Origin of the sequence: Microcoleus sp. B3-D2 (assembly GCF_036705345.1) — a bacterium.
Classification (GTDB): domain Bacteria; phylum Cyanobacteriota; class Cyanobacteriia; order Cyanobacteriales; family Microcoleaceae; genus Microcoleus.
The window spans coordinates 27,079-45,862 of record NZ_JAUBUG010000040.1 but is presented as its reverse complement, the minus strand read 5'-3'; the positions used below and the strand labels follow the sequence as shown (position 1 = coordinate 45,862).

The window sequence follows — 18,784 nt, the reverse complement described above, 5'->3', positions numbered from 1 at the left end:
CAATCTCTCATAGCGAAAATACCGATCGACCTTCCTCGCGCGCGCGGGCCCAAAATGCGATCGGCAATTAGTCGCAGGGCGAGCGGGAAGGCCAAACTTCAGCTCAAATCTGACTCGGGTGGCTTCGGGTTCGGCTCTGGCCGGACAGATTCCTGCCTTTGCCGTTTCAACTCTGCAACTTTTTCTTGAGCTACATCCCTGACTTCTAGAGCTTTATCTTGGAATTTTTCCGCCAGACTTTGAGCGCCCCGCTTCACACCGGCCACATTTTTGAGAGTTCTGTCGAAATCTTCATGTAAAAACTCTGCTACCAGACCGACTTTTTTGTGCAGTCCCTCCGCGTACTGCACTGGCTCCGATACAGCAGCTTCAGAGACGATCGCCCGCTTGCTGCCGATGGTCGAAATAGCTGCCACAGGTAACAAGTAAATGTCGTCTAAAACACCGCGCCAGCCGCTCGATTTAAATAGGTAGTTGGTGACTGAACCCGTGCGGACATCAAATAGGTAGTCAACCACTGCACCTGCCTTATTTCCAGCGTCCGTGAGCACCTCAAGCCCGATCGGACAAACAGCTTGTTCCGGCTGATGCAATTCCGGCAGTTCCGGGTTAATGGTGACAAAAACATTTTCCCCCACCGTATCAACTTGCGCCCAAGCGAACCAAGTTTTTTTGCTGCCTAAAAGTCCCGACTTGCAAGTAAAGCCGATCGCCCGCTGGGAGTGAGCATCGAGCCAAACCCGATCTACCCTGCCGACCTCTTCCGCCGTTGAGCGGTCGATCGTGCGGCGGTTGAGCAGTTCGCTGCGCCTAACAATCTGTGGTGATGTACTCATAAATAAACTCCTGAGTGCCGCCTTTGAAAAATGTCGATCGTCCAAAGAAGCCGATTTAATATTCTTCTTCCGAATAATGGCGATTATTATCTGCCTGGGTTAACTCCTCCTCTTCCCTGGAAGTGCCAACTTCTTTTTGGTCGGGAACAGGAATCGTGCTAATTTGCACGCCGCCCGAGGGAGCGTGAATTTCCTTAGTCTCCCTTGGCTTGACGCTAATTTGTCCTAACTGGACTGAGGACTGATTCGGGCCTACGTTGATTTGAATTTTCGGACCTGAGCGAGCCAAGTGAACGATCAGACCGTCCACAATGGGAACCTTAGCGATCGGCTTACCATCGAGGTAAGTGCCGTTGGTACCTAAATTGATCAGTTCCCAAGTTATGCCGCTGCGCCGCAATTCGATGTGGCGACGAGAAACCACAGCGCTAAAAAGAACGACGTGGTTTTCGGTCGAGCGCCCGATCCGGACGACCTGCTCGTCTTCAAAGATCCAACTGCGGACGGGTATAGACTGGAGTGGATGTAGCAAGGTCAGCTTAATCACATTGGCAGCATTGAGTTTTGGTAGAGCGCCTCAAGATGCGATTTTAGATTTTAGACTTTCGATCGCCCAATCCAAACTCGCTCTAAGAGATTTGAAATAAAAAGGTAACCAGGTCTCCTTTGCCCAGAGAGATGCGGTCTCCCGGTCGCAACCGGTGGCGGTTTCCCTTGGGTAGCGGAGTATTGTTGACGTAAGTGCCGTTGGAACTGCCTACATCTTCTAGGTAGCAAGCATCTCCCTCCACCCGGAGATTTGCGTGTACCCGAGAAACTATCTCAGAATTAGCAAATCCCGAAACATCAATATCCGGCGGTACTAAGTCATTTGGCTTGCCTATGTGAACCACAGACAGACTGTGAGGCAATTCCATCGGCGTATTTGTCTGAACGTGTAGCAGGCGGGCCGACTGCTGTTGCAGTTGAGTTTTAGCTACACCTGCTGGCTGTGGGCCCGGAACCGTAGGAGAGATATTTACTGGTGTTGCCACCGATTCAGTTGTAACAGGAACCGAGGGCGATGGCGGGGGATCGGGAATCGTCGGAATGCTGGCGGGAGTTTTTTCCAAGTTGAGCCCCTTATTCAGGGTAACTAGAGGTTCCATTGCCATCAGGGGATCGGGTGGGACTAAATCCGGCGCCGGTGACGATACCACTGTGGGGCCTACAGGCGAGGGGGACGGTACTGTTACCTCAACTTCTGGAACTATGGAACCCGGACGCAAGTTAAAGCCACACTGGCCGCAAAATGCTGCATCTGTCTGAACTGCTGCACCGCAGTTCGAGCAAATTGCGGTAACAGGTAAAGGCGTGTAGCAAGCCTCACACTGGCTGGCCCCGTCGGGGTTCTGGTGATTGCAATTGGGACAGACAATCATCGATTTCTCCTTGCTATCGGCCAGATTTTCAAATCAGCCTCATAAAAATACTCGTGTATATGGTCAAATTTTAACTTTAACCGCCACAATTCTTATATTGCTTCGCTAATACTAGCAAGTGAGCTGACGCCGTGACGTTAGCTGTGATGGGCAAGATTGAGTTAGTGATAATGCTGACTGTGTTGGCACGCTTGCGGCTCTGTCGGCTATTTTACTGCTTCGCCAGCCGCCGCATCGAGCAGCCACCAAAGTTCGCCTTCTGGTTGAACGAGTCTGGCTGGATAGGTCATTTCGTCGGCTGCGGGGGCAAAAATTTGAGCAAGGGCGGGTTGTTTGCTGGCTCCTGCGACCATGAAGATGACGCACCGGGCCCGGTTGATTAAGGGAACTGTAAAGGTAATGCGGGGTTGACCGTCTTTGTTGCCGACAGTTACTAGGGCATCCCGGACTTCCAAGGCTGCTGTGCCAGGAAATAGAGAGGCTGTGTGGGCGTCGTCTCCTATGCCCAATAAAATGATGTCGAAGGCAGGAAACTCGCCCTCGGATACTTTGAAGAACTGCTGTAATTCGGTTTGGTGCGCCGCAGCGTCGGCTGCGGGGTCGCCGGCGCCTGTGGGCATGGGGTGGATGTTGCTGGCGGGGATATTCACTCGATCGAGCCACGCGAGGCGCGCCATTTTTTGATTGCTGTCTGGGTGTTCTGGGGGAACGTAGCGTTCGTCGCCCCAGAAAACGTGAATTTTGTCCCAGGGCAGGTCTTGGGCTGCGATCGCTCTGTAGAGGGGTTCGGGTGTGCTTCCGCCCGCTGCGGCGATCGTACAAAGTCCGCGTTCTGCTATGGCTTCTGAGATTTTCGACAGCACAATCTCCAGCGATCGATCTATTAGTTGTTCCCGATTTGCTAATACTTCAACTACTTTTTTCATTAATTTCCTCTCAACTTTCCTTGGGTGTTATTCTCAGCAATTGCCAATTTTACCTTGACATTTTGGTTTGAGGTCGAGCTGCTGACAGACCCGGCAGACCTGGCACCGCATCGCATAACATTTTATCATCTTATGCCCCTTGATTTGGCGAAAGCAAGACATATTTCTACCAGTGCTTTATGGATTTTCACCCGTTGCATTGAGCTTTCGCAACTTTCAATCAAAAGTTTGAGCCTACTCGGAGCATCTCTGCAGAAAGTAAAAAGCGTTTTTTGGGAGTCCGAGCCGTCCCGCACAGCAAAGTCTATAAATATAGCGAGCCGGACGATCGCACACCGACAGTAAAAGCCAAACCGAGATGCTCCCGATCGCACTTACCCCGGCATAGCAAAAATAATCAAGATTGATGTGGTAGACTAGGAAAAATAGTTTTAAATCCGCACGCTCGGATGGAAGCAAAACTATGTCAATTATTAAGCGATTTCCTACATCTGCCCGCTATCTAATAGCGCGGTTGCGCCACTGGACCCAACCGGCGGTTTGGGCTCCCCTAGCCGTCCTCTGTGCAGGGGGGTTATTTATCTGGGAGGTATCTGTAAATCCCGAAAGGTTGAGCATAGATGGCGAAGAAGAACCAGCCTCAAACTCTCCAGCTTCGCTATCGGGGCTATCGGCTGAAGATACCGCCATTGCGGCTGAAATCGACAGCTTACCAGTGCTAGTCAATCAGTTTAATGGCTCTACTGCTTCTGAAGTGAACTTGTTAAATTCATCAGTAGTAAAAAGCAAAGGTTTATTCGAGGAACTTCGATCTCGGGGCTTAGAAACTCCTCAGCCATCTTCGGCCCCCAAGCGGGTAGGAAGCGGCGGATTTTTGCCTGTGCCAAATTTAGCAAATCCTGCTGTCGATGATGCCGGAAACAATAACCCTCAAAATTCCAGCTTGCCAAGTTCAAACGCAACATCAGCATTGAGTTTATCTGGCAGTGGGAGACTGACTTCCGGGATAAAAACGATCGAGCCTGAGTCTGGGGGTACAGCGACAGCAACTTTATCGCAGGCGTCGAGTGATGCTAATTCAGATAAAAAAAACGAAAATTCTCTGCCTTTGAGTCCGCTGCAAGCAGCTATGAAAAAATACGTCGTTGCTAACACTTCGGCAACGGCGGCTTCGGCTGAGAAAACAGCAGACTCGGCTACATTGCTCGATCGACCGGCTTCCGATCCGGCAGCAGTAAATGCGACAAATTTGCTCCCAACGACCGCTAAAGCTCAAGCTGGAGCAAATCCTGTGAGTGTTCCCACAGCACTTCCCCCACTTGTGGCTCCAACAACTACTGTGATCAAGGAATCTCAAGAATTCTTAAACCCCACAGCTACAGTCCCTGAACCCTTGGCTGGGTTAAATTCCCGAGTACCGAGCCTCCCCGAAATTAATGCAGCGGCTCCAACGGTGGCCTTGCCGAAAAATCCCTACCAAACTAATTTATCTGGCTCAAGCTTCGCACCTGAAGTTCAACCTGCGGCACTTCCAGTAGCCACACCTTCACCAACACCTCTACTTCCCAGTGTCGGTCCATCTCCTTTTCCAAGTGGGATTGGGGCAAGCAAGATAATTAGCCCTCAATTCTCTCCCAATTCAGCGAATTCTCAATTTCAAACAGCTCCACCGAGTCAGCTTAATTTGCCGGAGCCGCCTAACTTTGGAGTGGTTCCCCAAAATACAAATCAGGGCGTGCAGCCCATTCAACCTCAACCTTTTGTTACACCCCGCTCCCTGCGTCCGGGACGCTATATTGGCGGTGGCGAACTCAATACTTTTTCTAATCCGTGAACTGCTTCTAGTATCGTCTCTGCGGGCGGTGAACTCATGAATTTCCCCCTTTTCCCCCTCGACATTTTCAAATGTCGGGGGTTTTATATTTTCTGTTCAATCTCATCCGAGAAAATGGAAACATCAGAAACATTGTGGAAACATTGAAAAATTTGCTTGACGCGCCAGTGAGAGGGGTGTCAGAATGGGTCAAACCTCACAAGGGGAGGAGAACCCCGTGAAAATCACAAAACACCGAGACAAAATTCTTGAGGTACTGCGAGAGTGGTTTCGCATCCACAAACAAGGGCCAACGCTGGAAGAGTTGTGTACAGAACTGGCAATGCAGCCCCGTCAGAAAGCAACGGTGCAACGCTGGTTGCAGACAATGCGAGGTATCGATGTGGAATGGGAAGACAATGCAGCCCGCAGTCTCCGGCTGCTTGCCCCTGAAGCTGGAGAACCCGAAGTGCAAATATCCGTAACGGAAACCTTGCGGTATCTGGCGACGGGACTGGCAGAGTGGGAACAACGAGAACCCAGCAAGCGATCATCGCACATCCCAACAGCCCTCCGCATCGGGATGTCCCGAATGTACTTAACATCTTTATTGCAAGGAGACGAACAAGTCCCCTCAAACCTGCCAGATTTTTTTGACTGGGCAAAAAATCCTGTTGTTGAGTGGAAACCAGCAGCAGAAATTAAACACCTTTCAACCGATGTCACCCTCATCGAAGATGGGTCAGTTTCCCACTTTGCCGAACAGTGGCAGGTTAAAGGTGTCGATGTAGAAAGGCAGGTACAAGAGAAAGTCCTGCAAGATGTCCTCGAATACTGTCGGGGACACCAACTCGGAGATGCTTATCGAACCTATCGGAAACTAATTATCGATCGCCCCGTCCTCCCCTACCCCGAATACCGCCGCCTCCTATCTTCATCCCAACTCAGACCCCTGCGCGAATTCTTATCACAAACCTATGTCGATTTAGTCGATTTAGCAGAAGAAAACACCTATCATTTTTGTCCTCGCTGCAACTATTTAATGCGCCGCCGCCGAGATGGAATCCATAGCTGCCGAAACAAAAATTGCGAACAGCTAAGTGCCCAACTTCATCTCCCACCGCTGCCGCCAATTCCCAAACACGAGGCAGAAACTTGGAAAGCCGTTACCCCAGGCGTATATCGCTACGGAACCATCCCAGGAATTTGGGAAATTAAATTAGCAGAAAGTCTCACAAAATTGGGCATCCGCGTCACCCTGTGGCCGGAGATAGATGAATTTGACTTGCTGGTGGAATTTAGCAAGAAAATTCGCTGGGCGATCGATGTCAAAGATTGGGAATATCTCGACGAGGAACGCTTGCAGAAAGTGAAGTACCGGCCTGATGCAACAGAAACCTTTGTTGTGTTCCCTGACGAGCGAGAAGACAAACTGCGGATTAAAGTGGTACGCCAACAACTTGAACCCGAATTAGGTGGCGTGCGCTTAATGCTGATTGGCGAAATCATCTCCCAGGCTGAAAAAATTATGGAGGATAGAAACCGTGCGCGATCTTGCTAAATGGAGTAAACAATTGCGGGAATCACTCCGCAATTCTGAGGACTTAAAAGCTTATGCGGCTTCTAGCCTTTCCGACGATGATGCCAAGGTAAAGCAGCGAGAAATTGTCCGTCTTGCCCAACTGATTGCCGAAGTGGAATTAGGCCTAACACTGCTGAGGGAAATAGCTCCTGAAGAACCCGCAGCCTCAGTCTCAGCTTTACTTTCGGGATATCGGTTTCCGGTGGAAGCACTCTTAAATGATGCTAACTGGCTGCTGGTAAAAAAAGCCCGTTTTTATCTCCTGCGACGGAAAGGGAATCAATGGGAGCGATCGCTCTGCGAATACATCAGCATTCCTGAAATTTTGAGAATATTCAGCTTAACAGATATCAGCGAAGTACCCCAATTAATTCCCTCAAGTACATACCCCCGCCGCTTGCAGCTATATCAGCAAACCCTATCAGCAACCCCGCAGCACAAAAAACGACAAACCCAACTGGCAAAGCCTGGGTATTGGTATGCCAAAATTTCCCACAAAGGTAACTCTCCCGCTGAAGTTCCTGTCAATATTCCTCAAGCTGTTGCTAATCTTGCACCCGCGCCACAGGTATCTCTTCACCCCAGGCGCACTAAGAACAATCCCTCTCATACCGTCACCCTAGAAGAGTTGCTGATTTCTGCCCAGGAAATGGATTGTAAACTGGCTGAATCGGGGTACAGCCCAGAAAACTATCACAGTCGCCTTCGAGGAATTGCCTTGCGGTTGTACGACGCATCAACTGATGATTTTTCCCCAGGTAGCGAACTGAAACTAGAGCAACTCGTCCACATTGTCGGTTTATTGAATGTTGGCAAATCCACACTGTTAGAAGTTCTGATTTACCATTTGGCAAAACAGGGATATCGCTGCGCCTTAATTGTTAATGATGTGGTTGCACAAGTGCGCCTCGCATCCTTGTTTTGGCACGGAATGGGGATTTCTGCGGCTCCCGTACTGGGGAGCGAGCGCTCTCAACATTTGGAAAAAATTTACGAACCCATCCTCGCAACAATGGGCGAGGACATTGCACAAGGAGCCATTCATCCTGCGTGGCGCTGGTTTAGTTTTGTTTGTCCCTTATTAGCTTTAGTACAGTCAGAAGATAAGTGGGAATTTGGCGCGGAACCCTGTCACAATCTTTACCAAAAAGTGACCGTCAACCAAAAAGAAAAAGCAATAGACAGTGAAGACTTAGAAGATTGGGAAGAAAGGGATACAGAAGATAAATATACCTGTCCTTTTTATTACAAGTGTCCGCGCCACCAACTAGAACGAGACATCGCTCAATCTTTCGTGTGGGTGCTAACAACCGCCAGCTTCATTCATACCCGCGTTCCCCGTCAGGGCTTTGACGAAAATCTTACTTTTGCTGAAGCTGTTTACCGCGAATGCCACTTTCTCTTTGTTGACGAAGCTGACCGGGTACAGGTGCAATTTGACGAAGCTTTTGCACCGGATGAAGTGTTAGTCGATGCTTCGGGAAACTCCTTATTAAATAAACTCGGAATTAAATTTGCCAATGCTATTTACAATTCCGATCGCCGCAGCATGGCGGCTGAATTAGTTGCAGCAGCAAAGAAAGCGCACGACTACGCTCAAATGGCTGCTGACATCATCCTTCCCAAGCTGCACAACCAATCCGAACTCGTTGAATGGTTGGGTTCAACTCCCTTCACGGGCCGTTCTGTATTTGCCCGCATTATCCGCGACATCTTGGAACCTCCACCGGAGACAGAAAATAGCGAACCCAAAACGAAACTTACCCGCAAAGAACGCAGTCAGCAGCGGCGGAACCGGATTGAAGCCGGTTTGCCGCCTTTCGAGGAACGCCAGCGCCGCAAACAGGTTATGCAGACAATAGAGAATTTTTTGCAAGCACCTCTCAACCGCCGCCAAGGAGGAGAACTTTCAGATATTGCCTTTACCTTGTTGAGTGCAGAAAGCGAGACTTTGGCATTAGCTGAAGTAGCTAATTGGCTAAACAGATGGCTTGAATCTTTGGGAATTTCGATTGCCGATAAAACTAAGTTGGGTGAAGTAGCGCGCCACTTGTACTTTGCAATTCTCGTGGCTGTGCTGAGTAATCGGTTAGCCTTTTTGGTTGACCATTTAAGCGCCTTAATGAAGTCGCGCGTTATTGATTTGCACGACACCAGTCTTTCCCTAGTTTATCGCCCGCCCCACGACTATCTGCCGGTGCTGCCATCTGCACCTGTGGGGAATATTTTGGGATTCAAATATACGCCGGATCGCAGCAGCAGAGGTGGCAAATTGGAGTATTTTCGCTACGTTGGAGTCGGTCGCGATTTACTCCTCAATTTCCCCACTATTTTTGCTGTTGACGATTGGGAGGGCCCTCATACAGTGCTGATTTCAGGTACTAGCTACGCTCCGGGTGCTCCAGCTTATCACATTCGGAAAAGACCTACAGTATTGTTAGAACCTGCCTCTAATAATCACCAAGCTGGCGATGCTGGAATTGGCGAAAGTGAGTTTTTTTTCACACCGCAGCAGAATGCTGTTGGAAATGATATCGCCCTATCGGGATTGCCTCCTGCGGCGCGGAAAAAAGCGGCTGAGGAGATGGTTAAGGCTATCTGTAACAGACCGGGACAAGCTCAGAGTTTTCTCGATCGCCTATTTGAGACTTTAACAGATAAAGGACAGCAAGACCAGCAGCGGTGGGACGCTCGCAAACGCCTTTTACTGATCGCCAACAGCTACGACGAAGCTGCACAGGTTGAGTCAGTTTTGAAACCAATTTACCCCGTTGAAAATATTGACGGAATTAAAGTTCTCCGCCGCGACAATGCTCCTGCTGACTTAAGCGGGATTCGCCGGGGTAAAATTCGGGATTTAAACAAACTTCCCACTGAGATTGTAATTGCACCTTTAATGGCTTTAGAACGGGGTCACAATATCCTCAACGATAACCGGATAGCAGCATTTGGAGCAGCGGTATTTTTGAGCAGACCGATGCCAGTCCCCGATGACTGGCAAACCACTGTCCAGCAACTCAACAATTGGGCGCTGAAAAATTGCTCAAATTTCGCTTTGTACGAGCCAATTGGGCGGCGCGGCGACACTCTAACCCTGGCAAATGTTCACAGTGAATTTTACAGATATGCAGTAGACAAGATGCTCGATTTGAACTGTCGGGCGATGTCTTTCAAACAGTTGACTGATGATGAACGCTCTGTACTTTGTTGGACTCAATTAGTGAGTATCTGGCAAATCATCGGGCGTTTGGTGCGGGGCGGTGTTCCTTGCATTGTTCACTTCCTAGATGTCAAATTCGCGCCGAAATCAGCCCAAGGGGAACTCGACAGCGTTGTTACCTCACTTTTGGCGGGAATTATCAAAGAACTTCAAGATTCGGTTGAGGGGGAAGGAAAACCACCCTGTGACAGCACCCTCGCGCGATCGCTCTACGGAGCTTTCTTAAATGCACTCAAAGAAACAAAGGAGTTACACTATGACATTTAAATTTAATACCCTTCTCCCTGGAGCCTGGGAATTGACTGAGGACGTGGAATACAATCTCTTTTCCCTAATTGTTCCTACTGCATGGCAGCAAGTTGCTAAATCTCTGGCACAAAAGCGCGTCAAACTGCTTGGCAAAGGTTATCCGTCTGTGCCTGTGTACTCGCTCGATCGCATCATAGCGGCCAGTTTCCCGCAAATTATCCAGACGGTGCGTTATGGCTGGCAGCATCCGGGTGCAACTTGGCTGTTTGCAACAGAAAAGGCTGACCTTTCTGATTTGTCAGAATTTATCAAAGATTGGCTTCGAGAAGAATTTAGCACGAGTTTGGCAGAGGCGGAAGTAGATTCCTGTCTCGAAAAGCTAGACGATCGAGATTGGCATTGGAAAGAGCCTAAAACTTATTCTCTGCTGCGCCAGCCCGAACATCAATATGATGAGATCCGTTTCCAAGCACTTCCCGATTACCTAGCTGTTAAATTTCTCGAAAATCCTCAAGTCTGCTTTGGTGAAAACGATGGCTATCCACTAACCTTCTACCGAGTTGTCAGCCTCAATAAGGGTGCTGAACTGATGTCGTGGCCTCCCCATCCGGTGTCGCTGATTGAGAAAAACGAAGAAGTCGGTACAGCAAATATCTCATTTGTCATCCGTTTTAAGCTACAAACAGTTCCTTGGCGTCGGGAACCCATTATTTACCACCAACTTTCAATTCGGCGGTGGATTGTAGAACCTCTAGAGCGTCTGCCGTACCGAGGTGTCACTGCCTTGATTGGGGATAATCACCGATGGTTAGATGGTGTGCGACAACCGTTCTGTTTTATGCCTTTGCCTGTGAAAAAGCGTCCAGGTGGGACACCACTGTGGCCTAGAGCCGTCAGCGAGTTACTTCTGATTAATGACTCCCCACTTCCCGACCCAAAAGAGTTAGTTAAACAGCCAAAGCACAAGTGGTCTGTGTTTGGCCAAGAACCGGAGGGAATACAAATAGCCATTGCCTACGACACTCGGCATCGTGGCGATGCACCTTGTTTGCCCGGTGTCAGTCCGCGGGATTTAGCAAGTATCGATCGGGCAATTCAAAATCAGATCGAGCAATCTAATTTCCCTATTAAACGAGTGGGTGAAGCTACAAGGATATCAGGCACATACGTGCCTTTCTGGGAGAAGGGAGAAGCAAAAAAGAGAGATGATAAATCACCTAAAAACCCTAACGATTTATCTACCCCTATGCTGCGACCAAAAATTGCTGTACCTGCTGTATTTAGTGCCGCCGCAAATCCCCTGCATACAATACTTATCCTCTGGGAAACTCAACGATGTCGAGATGCACTCATTGCTGAAATTTGTCAGCTACTCGATCTATCACCAACAGGGAATGCTCGGGTTTATGAGACTCTCTCCGGAGCGCAAGGAGAACAGACTCTTTATCAAAGTCCTCAAGGTTCCTTGCTCATCAAAACTCAGCACGTCGAAGACTTGACGCAAAGACTCGATTTGGATAGTGCATCAGTCAAAACTAACGACCGCCAAAAACAGCGAGTTAATCTCATTGAACATCGCGTTATACAGATTTTTTTATCCCTACCAAAAGCGGAAGAAATCAGCGGTGCCTTAATTGAAATCAAGCCTAAAAAATCATTCTTTCCGCCGGAGTCAGATCCAAAGTTAGCATTAAGAATTGGAGCAATGCAAGCTGGCTATGTCAACCAACACATTCACGGAGTAACGGCTCACAATAAAAAGGGTGAAGAATATAAAATTATAAATTTCCCCCATCGAGTACAAAAAGCTGTCTCGGATTTATTGCGACAATTCGGGATTCTGCCTGCTCCGATAATTGATTTAGAGAAGGATGGCATCGATCCGAATTTGTGGCTGACGTGCTTCCAAGTTTTGCGCCGAACTCGAAAAACAACTGCTAGCAACACCCCTGCGACTGTTGCATTAATGGTGCGAGTTAATCCAGTCGCAGGAATCGTACAAGTTACCACTCCTTCTTTATTCCCGAAATGGGTATCGTATCCAGTCGGACTTGGACACCTGATTAAGGAAAAATGGGATTCGGATTCGGATGTTGATGAAATCACGAGCGATATCGGCGAACAACAGCAGTCTAGCGACAAAAAACGCGAACAACAGTTTCTTAATAAATTTGTAGCTGACTGTTTGAGAGATTGCCTAAGTACCTCAATAGAAAAGGATAAAATTCCCAGCGTACTTTTTATGGCAGAAGCCCAAAATGCCCGAAAAATGCTGGCGTGGCTGCAAAACCCCAAACTACCTGCCAACAATTTACCAGATGAACTGAAACGGCACATCATGACAGAATCTGAACAAAATCGTCTGTGGGTTGTGCGGTTGCGAATTGCGGGTGAGGGTGAAGTTCCTGTTTGTATTGTCAAGGATTCTCCTGGTAGCAGAGCCAACGGTTTATTTTGTTGGGAGGGTGTGTGTAATAGCCCTGAAAATGCGCTTTATCTAAGCATGAGGAAGGGGTTAACTACAGAACAGGGCTTATTACGTCGGTTAGAGTCTCGGCTCGATAATGGCAGCAAGCAACCTGGAAATCCCAAACCTTTAGAGATAGCCGTTGTTCATTCCCCAGGAATTGAGGGCAGCAAATTAGCTTGTTTCGTCCACAATCTGAGAGACCGCTGGCCGTATTTTGCGGATGAAGTTTCTCTGCCGTTCCCATTTCCCTTTGCCACTTTAGCCAAAGAGTATGCGGTGAGTGCCAAAGATATTGTGGAATTAGAGGACTCAGAGGAATCTGAGGAGTCAGAAGATTTAGCAGCGGACTAATATCTGTCAATATATCTCTCCAAAAGAGAAACTCTCTCGGCTGTCGGGACACCCCACAAGAGTTTTTGGAGATATCTAATTCACTAGCGCGACGCGGCCCGCACCAACAACAATCCCCCGATTCCCAAGCCAAACATGATCGGCAGCCAAGCCGACAGAATCGGAGTCAAAACAGCTTTCACGCCCATAGAACTGGTCATGAAAGAAAATACATAGTAAGTGAAAATCACAACCACGCTAATACCAAAACTCGTACCCTTGCCGGATCGGCGCGGTTGAGTTCCCAAAGCGGCTCCCACTACACCAAATACCATGCACACGAAAGGAAAAGCATATTTTTCTTGAATTCGCACCTTTAATTTGCGAATTTGCGGTTCGTCGCCGCTGTTTTTAAGGATATCCAAACGCTCTAAAGCTTGGGCAATGTTCATTTCCTTGAAATCCCGCGCTCTAGCAGCTAAATCTAAGGGCGTGCGGGGGAGTTGCAACTGCTGGTGTTGAAACCTAACTATATTGCGGTAAGAACCGTCAGGAGCAACTATATAAGCGGTTCCGTTAAAAAAATCCCAGGTATTTTCTGAGGGATTCCAAGTAGCTGATTCTGAAGAAACGATTTGATTGAGGCCTGGGGTGGAGCGATCGATAATTGTTAAACCTTTCATTCGCTGGCCGTCAAACTGTTCTGCATAAAAAAAGCGGGCCAGGGTTTCGTCGCCGCCTTTTTCTGGTTTGCGAAATTCTGTGTAGATAATATTTCTATCTTGAAATATCGGTTTTTCTCGCTTCAGGGCTCTGTCTAAAGTCACAGTAGCTCTGTAGCTGGCGGCGGGTACGACTAACTCTTGCAAAGCAAAGGTGAAGCCGGCAACAATTAAACTCATAATCACTGCGGGCAGTATCAATCGGTAAACGCTAACTCCGCAACTGCGGAGGGCGATGAGTTCGCTGTCGCTGGACATTCGGCTGTAGGCCATTAAGGTTGCTAGCAGCATTGACATGGGGAAAGCCAATACTACGAAGTAGGGAATTTGCAGGAGAAAAATTTCTAGGGCGGCGGTGTAGGGGAGGCCGGATTCTGTTACTCTGCGGACTAATTCAAATAAGGCTCCAACTGTGACGGCGACGGATGTAAAGAGTCCGACGCCAAAGAGAAATGGCCCGATTAGTTCTTTGGTAATGTACCAGTCCATTACTGAAATTCTCGGCAGCCAGTTGATGGGATTCAAAGAATTGGATATTGCTATTTTCATAGTGGCGCGTTGTCGCAGATTGTTCCTCAATATAAAATCTAAAATCTCAAATTCGACGGTTTGCCGAAGGCATTCAAAAGACTATCGCACGAAGCTGTCGCCCAAGTAATACTGCCGCACCAAAGGGTTGCTGTAGAGTTCTTCTTCTGCCCCGGAGGCTAAAATTTGGCCGTCTCGCATGATGTAGGCTCGATCGGTAATTTCGAGGGTTTCTCGGACGTTGTGATCCGTGATGAGGATGCCGATTTGGCGATCGCGCAGTTTGGAAATAATGGTTTGAATTTCGTCTACGGCGATCGGATCGACGCCTGCAAACGGTTCGTCTAAAAATAGAAACATCGGGCCGTCTCGCCCAGCAGCTAAGGCTCTCGCTAGTTCAGTCCGCCGCCTTTCTCCCCCCGATATTTGAATTCCCAAACTGGATGCTATTTTTTCTAAGCGAAATTCTTGCAATAGGAAATCCACTCGATCTTTCCATTCCCAGCGCGGCACTTGAGTTTGTTCTAGGACTAACAAAATGTTGTCGCGCACGCTCATGTTGCGGAAAATGCTTGCTTCTTGAGCCAGATAGCCAATTCCCAAATGCGCTCGCTGGTGCATCGCCAATTTAGTGATGTCTAAATCGTTGAGCCAAACAGTCCCTTGATTGGGTTTTTCTAATCCGGTTGCTATGTAAAATGTTGTGGTTTTGCCGGCACCGTTGGGGCCGAGCAGTCCTACGATTTCTCCTTGGGCTACCGAAAGGTTGACGCGACTGACTACATTGCGTTTTCCGTAGGATTTGTGAATGTTTTCGAGTACAATTTTCATTTTCGCTCCCGGCAACCTCTACAAGCTAAATTTCAGACTGCGGCTTTGTGCGATCGAGTCTCAAGTTGATATTTTACAATCTCCAGCTTCTTATTTTTTTCAAAACGAAACTTCGCATCTATCCCAAGTAATATGTTTTTGCCGATGCGAAATTTCGCTGCTACCAGCGGTTTTTACTTGGGAGCTGTTCGGGGACGTGCGGGCGGTTTAGCACCGGGATTGGGATTAACCGGCGCTGGTTTGGGGCCGATCGCGTTTTGGGCGGCTGAATCTTGTTCCGGGGCAACCAGATAGACAGATTCTACCTGTCCTGGATTGTCTGGCAGGGCAATAAACCGCCCTTCGTCGATGAGGTATGTTATGGTTTCGCCGCGCAGGCTGTTGCCCTGCTGCAATACGTAAACATCTCCGCTGAGAATGATGCGGCGCTCGCGGCTGAAGTATTGAGCTTGAGCTGCGGTTGCTTGTATTTGGCGGGCTGGATAGTTGATTTGGACGTTGCCGCGGGCTGTCACGATGCCGGTTTTGGAGTCGGCTTCTTGGATGTCCGATCGCACGGAAAGAGTGCGGGGCAGCCCGGCTTGCGGGTAGGTGGGAGAGGCAATCGCGCTTGCCAGAGTGAGGGGCAACAGCAGCGATAATCCTTTGAATATTCGGGAATTGAGTAGTTTAGCGGAGGGCATCATAGCTTACAAGCCTCAAAATTTATAAAATTGCTGAAGGGCATTACCTCCAGTTTTGACACTGACAGATCAGCTACCGGGAGCATTTAACTTGTCTGTTGAGACTGAGTGAAGGACGGCGGACACGGCAACCGGGACACTTTTCTTGATGGAGATTAGATGCACAACAGCTTATCAGTTAAATATTTTATTTTAACGGTCGGAAAGACTTTCGGACTTGTCGATCGCTTGACCCAAGAGTCTCAACCAATTATCCTAGCAACACAGGAGCCACTTTCTTTGCCTGTTTAGCCCATTTGCAGGATTTGCAAGTTTTTTGACGGCTGCCCGGAGCGGGAAGTTTCGGGCCGGCTCCGAAAGTAGAAGGCATAAGCTCCCCGAAGGTAGAAAGCTGTTATGCAAAAATCCGCAGTTAACTAATAATTAATCGGTAACAATTAGGGCAATGAACTGTAGAATCATGCCCGTTCCGGGTTTGCGAACGCTTAAATACTTGCATTCTTACTGCCACGTTCAGATAGAAGACCAACGATTGATTTTGATAAGTATCTTGTCTTCGTTTAACTCAAGTTGAGCCGGGATTTCTGTGGCTTCAAATAAATAAATTGAGTTACCAAGGGCTTTTCCTTCTTTCCAGTCGCCTCCCACTGCCGCTAAGATTTGTTTTTTTTGACATTCCCAACGCGAGGTTATCCACAGGTAGCTCGTTCTCAAGAGTCCGCAATGCCTTCTCAACCCAGCCCCGATACCATCTGCCAAAAGACAATTCCATTGGATAGAAATCCTCTCTGCCGACCCACATCGTGCTGTATGCGGGGCCGTTTACGACCAAATAACAGTAAATGGCGCAACCCTGATGGCAGAGATCCAACACGCCGGGGTATTCGTCTCTATCTCCCCACTCCTCCAACTCCTCATCTGAATAAGAGTGTGTTGCTTTGATGAATGGGAACGGTTTGCTTAAGTCACGATACTGTGCTGCCTCTTCAAGAGGCTCTAAACCGTAAAATGGCCCTGCTCCACCGTTGCCAATTTCTTTCAAGAATAAACGGTAATCTTCGGGCAGCTTGACTTGATGTTTCTGCTCAAAACTCTGCAACTCGGCTTCCGAAAGCGTTGGTCCCAGTTTGTATTGGTGAGAATTTGTGCCGAACACGCAAAAATTTTTATCTGTGTGCCGCAAGCGTCCAAGCAGTTGTGCTAATTCTTTAATATCTTTTGAACTCCTATTATTTATTACACCCAATTTCGTGTAAATGTGATACACTAAATTCAATCACCACTCTAGAGCGGGCGCTCGACTTGGCCAATTGTTGCTATTATAATTCATAAACTTGGAATATGCTGTATTTGTTCTACTTTGAAAATTCGCGGCAATTGCAAGCCACCAACTTCTTTACCTGTTAAAAGTGGCACAAATTCAGCGACTTTTTCCGGACCAGCTTGTTGCAAAGCGCTCAAAATTTTAGCACTTTGTCCGAGCAAGTCTTCAACGGCAATTCCTGCATAACTCGGCTGATAATAACTGAGCCGATTTATTCCTTCTCCCAGCAAGATTACTGCACCGCGCCAGTTTTGATTTCCTAAGTGATAAAGCGCGACGGCGATTTGCAATATTCCCTGATAAAACCTTTTTTCAGGCTCGCCAGCTTCCATCCACAAAGCCTCTAGCGTGTCGTGACAAGCATAAAAGTCTTGGCTGTTAAACTGTTCGATACCTTGCCAAAACTCGATCGGCATTTCCTCTGTCATTCGATTGGAGATTGGGATTTTTGATGGCGGATATGTGTTTGAGTAGGCGGCGATCGATTTTTTTTATAGCTAAGTCTTAAGAATAGGAAAAATAACCACCTGTTTTCAAAACTGCTGCCATTTCACGACCGCCTACTTAACCGATTACATAGTCTCTCTGACAGCTTGAATCTGATCCATTCCAATTTCCTGATTAGTTCCAGCGAAATCGTTATCAGGCGTCAGAAATAACATACAGTGACACTCTTTGCGCTCGCGCATGGGAATGCAGGGACAGTTCCAGTAGGCGGCTTTTACTTCGGCTTCTTTATCTTCGTAATGGCGACAAGGGCATAAGGGCGCACCTAGTTCATCCTTGTGTTTTGCTAGTCCTTCTATCACGACAGCAGTGACGGAAGGCTCGGAACAAAAGTATGTTCCCGTACGCTTGGCGTAGGTTTCGGAGAAATTCTTCATCGCCTCCAAAGTTTTTTCGTTGGAGAGTTTAGATTTTTCTGTTGTGTTCATAGTTGAGGATCGGAGTTGAGGATGCTACGAGCTTTTGACAATTGTAGCGCAGAATGTGATTTTAAACACTTGTATATTTCTGTTTACTTACAAGGAGGAAAACCTTGACAAAGATTGAGCTTTAGGTTGTCGGTTTTTTAGGGGTTTTTGTCTATCCCGGAGGGTGCGGGAAACTGGCTGCAGACCCGGTTTTTGAAGCAGCCAAAAGATTTGGGCGATCCTCGCCCTCAACAATCATCCCCCAAAGGGGATAAAAATCGGATAAGATAGCACAGCGCTGTCCCTGTTAGTGGCATCTGATGGTAACTGCCCCGAACCGCGATCGAAAATCTCCTCCCTCTCGGCTGATTTGGCCGGCTGACACCGAGTTAGTCGGATTAGTGGTAGAAATTGACTCCCCGCGCTGCTAGCTATCTGTACGCGCACTATGCTATAGGTTTGCACGCTTGGTTTTTAGGTCAAGTACACCAAACTGACCCGGATTTATCGCAACTTTTGCACGATGAACAGTCAGAAAAAGCCTTTACTATTTCGGGATTGGAAGGTAATTTGCTCCCCGGTGGCAAAGAATTTCAGCTTTTGGGCGATCGAATTTATCGCTGGTACCTAACAGGACTTTCAAAGCCAGTAGTGCAGTGGCTGAGTCAGTGGCTGCAAAATTTGCCCGAAGAGATAGATTTGCGAAATTCTCCCCTGCTAATTCGCTCCTGGGATATTGCTTTTGCTCCCACAACTTACCAGCAATTATTAACAGCAGAACCCCCCTTTTCGCCAACCCTCAAACTTAGTTTTGTGACTCCTACAAGCTTTCGGAGCAAAGACCCTCACTTCCCTTTGCCAGTTCCCAAAAATGTTTTTCACAGCTATTTGCACGGCTGAAATAACTTTTCGGGGGTAAATTTTGACCAAGCAGA

The 18,784-nt window shown here is 48.1% G+C and carries 16 protein-coding genes; 6 read left to right on the top strand and 10 right to left on the bottom strand.

What is annotated here, in order from left to right; all coding sequences use genetic code 11:
* Positions 1–98: 98 nt before the first annotated feature.
* The 4 genes from QUB14_RS16415 to pgl form a co-directional block, all read right to left on the bottom strand.
* Entirely contained in the window at positions 99–836 is a 738-nt protein-coding gene (locus tag QUB14_RS16415) for a PRC-barrel domain-containing protein (protein WP_190660880.1), read from the bottom strand.
* A 55-nt stretch (positions 837–891) separates the two neighbouring features.
* Positions 892–1,383: an FHA domain-containing protein gene (locus tag QUB14_RS16410; RefSeq protein ID WP_190660882.1), complete on the bottom strand. Its 492-nt coding sequence runs from the start codon at positions 1,381–1,383 to the stop codon at positions 892–894.
* An 82-nt stretch (positions 1,384–1,465) separates the two neighbouring features.
* Positions 1,466–2,257, bottom strand: coding sequence for an FHA domain-containing protein (locus tag QUB14_RS16405; RefSeq protein ID WP_333218065.1), 792 nt, complete (start codon positions 2,255–2,257; stop codon positions 1,466–1,468).
* Between the two features lie 206 nt (positions 2,258–2,463).
* Positions 2,464–3,183 (bottom strand): 6-phosphogluconolactonase, encoded by a 720-nt coding sequence (gene pgl / locus QUB14_RS16400; protein ID WP_190738082.1) that lies wholly within the window; start codon positions 3,181–3,183, stop codon positions 2,464–2,466.
* 463 nt (positions 3,184–3,646) lie between these two features.
* Between pgl and QUB14_RS16395 the strand changes: the two genes are divergently transcribed.
* The 4 genes from QUB14_RS16395 (at position 3,647) to QUB14_RS16380 (ending at position 12,868) form a co-directional block, all read left to right on the top strand.
* A complete protein-coding gene (locus QUB14_RS16395) occupies positions 3,647–5,017 on the top strand; it encodes a hypothetical protein (RefSeq protein ID WP_333218066.1) in 1,371 nt (456 codons plus the stop codon).
* Positions 5,018–5,234: 217 nt separating this feature from the next.
* Positions 5,235–6,557 (top strand): restriction endonuclease-related protein, encoded by a 1,323-nt coding sequence (locus tag QUB14_RS16390; RefSeq protein ID WP_333218068.1) that lies wholly within the window; start codon positions 5,235–5,237, stop codon positions 6,555–6,557.
* Positions 6,541–10,065, top strand: coding sequence for a pPIWI_RE_Z domain-containing protein (locus tag QUB14_RS16385; RefSeq protein ID WP_333218070.1), 3,525 nt, complete (start codon positions 6,541–6,543; stop codon positions 10,063–10,065). The genes QUB14_RS16390 and QUB14_RS16385 overlap by 17 nt, the downstream gene beginning before the upstream one ends.
* Positions 10,055–12,868: a pPIWI_RE module domain-containing protein gene (locus QUB14_RS16380; protein ID WP_333218072.1), complete on the top strand. Its 2,814-nt coding sequence runs from the start codon at positions 10,055–10,057 to the stop codon at positions 12,866–12,868. The genes QUB14_RS16385 and QUB14_RS16380 overlap by 11 nt, the downstream gene beginning before the upstream one ends.
* A gap of 83 nt (positions 12,869–12,951) precedes the next feature.
* Here QUB14_RS16380 and QUB14_RS16375 read toward each other — a convergent pair whose 3' ends face one another.
* From QUB14_RS16375 to QUB14_RS16365, 3 genes are all read right to left on the bottom strand, one after another.
* On the bottom strand, positions 12,952–14,118 hold the full coding sequence (locus tag QUB14_RS16375; protein ID WP_333218073.1) for an LptF/LptG family permease: 1,167 nt from the start codon (positions 14,116–14,118) through the stop codon (positions 12,952–12,954).
* Between the two features lie 81 nt (positions 14,119–14,199).
* Complete coding sequence (gene lptB / locus QUB14_RS16370; protein WP_333218074.1) at positions 14,200–14,928, bottom strand: LPS export ABC transporter ATP-binding protein; 729 nt, start codon at positions 14,926–14,928, stop codon at positions 14,200–14,202.
* 173 nt (positions 14,929–15,101) lie between these two features.
* The gene (locus QUB14_RS16365; protein ID WP_333218075.1) at positions 15,102–15,614 is read right to left on the bottom strand and encodes an LptA/OstA family protein; all 513 of its coding nucleotides are present in this window, start codon (positions 15,612–15,614) and stop codon (positions 15,102–15,104) included.
* A 156-nt stretch (positions 15,615–15,770) separates the two neighbouring features.
* Here QUB14_RS16365 and QUB14_RS16360 point away from each other — a divergent pair, with 156 nt between their 5' ends.
* Positions 15,771–15,902, top strand: a complete 132-nt coding sequence (locus tag QUB14_RS16360) for a hypothetical protein (RefSeq protein ID WP_333297252.1) — start codon at positions 15,771–15,773, stop codon at positions 15,900–15,902.
* Positions 15,903–16,221: 319 nt separating this feature from the next.
* Here the strand turns inward: QUB14_RS16360 and QUB14_RS16355 are convergent, their stop codons facing one another.
* The 3 genes from QUB14_RS16355 to QUB14_RS16345 form a co-directional block, all read right to left on the bottom strand.
* On the bottom strand, positions 16,222–16,878 hold the full coding sequence (locus tag QUB14_RS16355; protein WP_333218076.1) for an SMI1/KNR4 family protein: 657 nt from the start codon (positions 16,876–16,878) through the stop codon (positions 16,222–16,224).
* 59 nt (positions 16,879–16,937) lie between these two features.
* A complete protein-coding gene (locus QUB14_RS16350; RefSeq protein WP_333218077.1) occupies positions 16,938–17,363 on the bottom strand; it encodes a DUF309 domain-containing protein in 426 nt (141 codons plus the stop codon).
* Positions 17,364–17,507: 144 nt separating this feature from the next.
* Positions 17,508–17,870 (bottom strand): ferredoxin-thioredoxin reductase catalytic domain-containing protein, encoded by a 363-nt coding sequence (locus QUB14_RS16345; protein ID WP_194012549.1) that lies wholly within the window; start codon positions 17,868–17,870, stop codon positions 17,508–17,510.
* Between the two features lie 390 nt (positions 17,871–18,260).
* Between QUB14_RS16345 and QUB14_RS16340 the strand changes: the two genes are divergently transcribed.
* Positions 18,261–18,749 carry a hypothetical protein gene (locus QUB14_RS16340; protein ID WP_333218079.1) on the top strand — a complete coding sequence of 163 codons (489 nt, stop codon included), beginning with the start codon at positions 18,261–18,263 and terminating at the stop codon, positions 18,747–18,749.
* Positions 18,750–18,784: the final 35 nt, after the last annotated feature.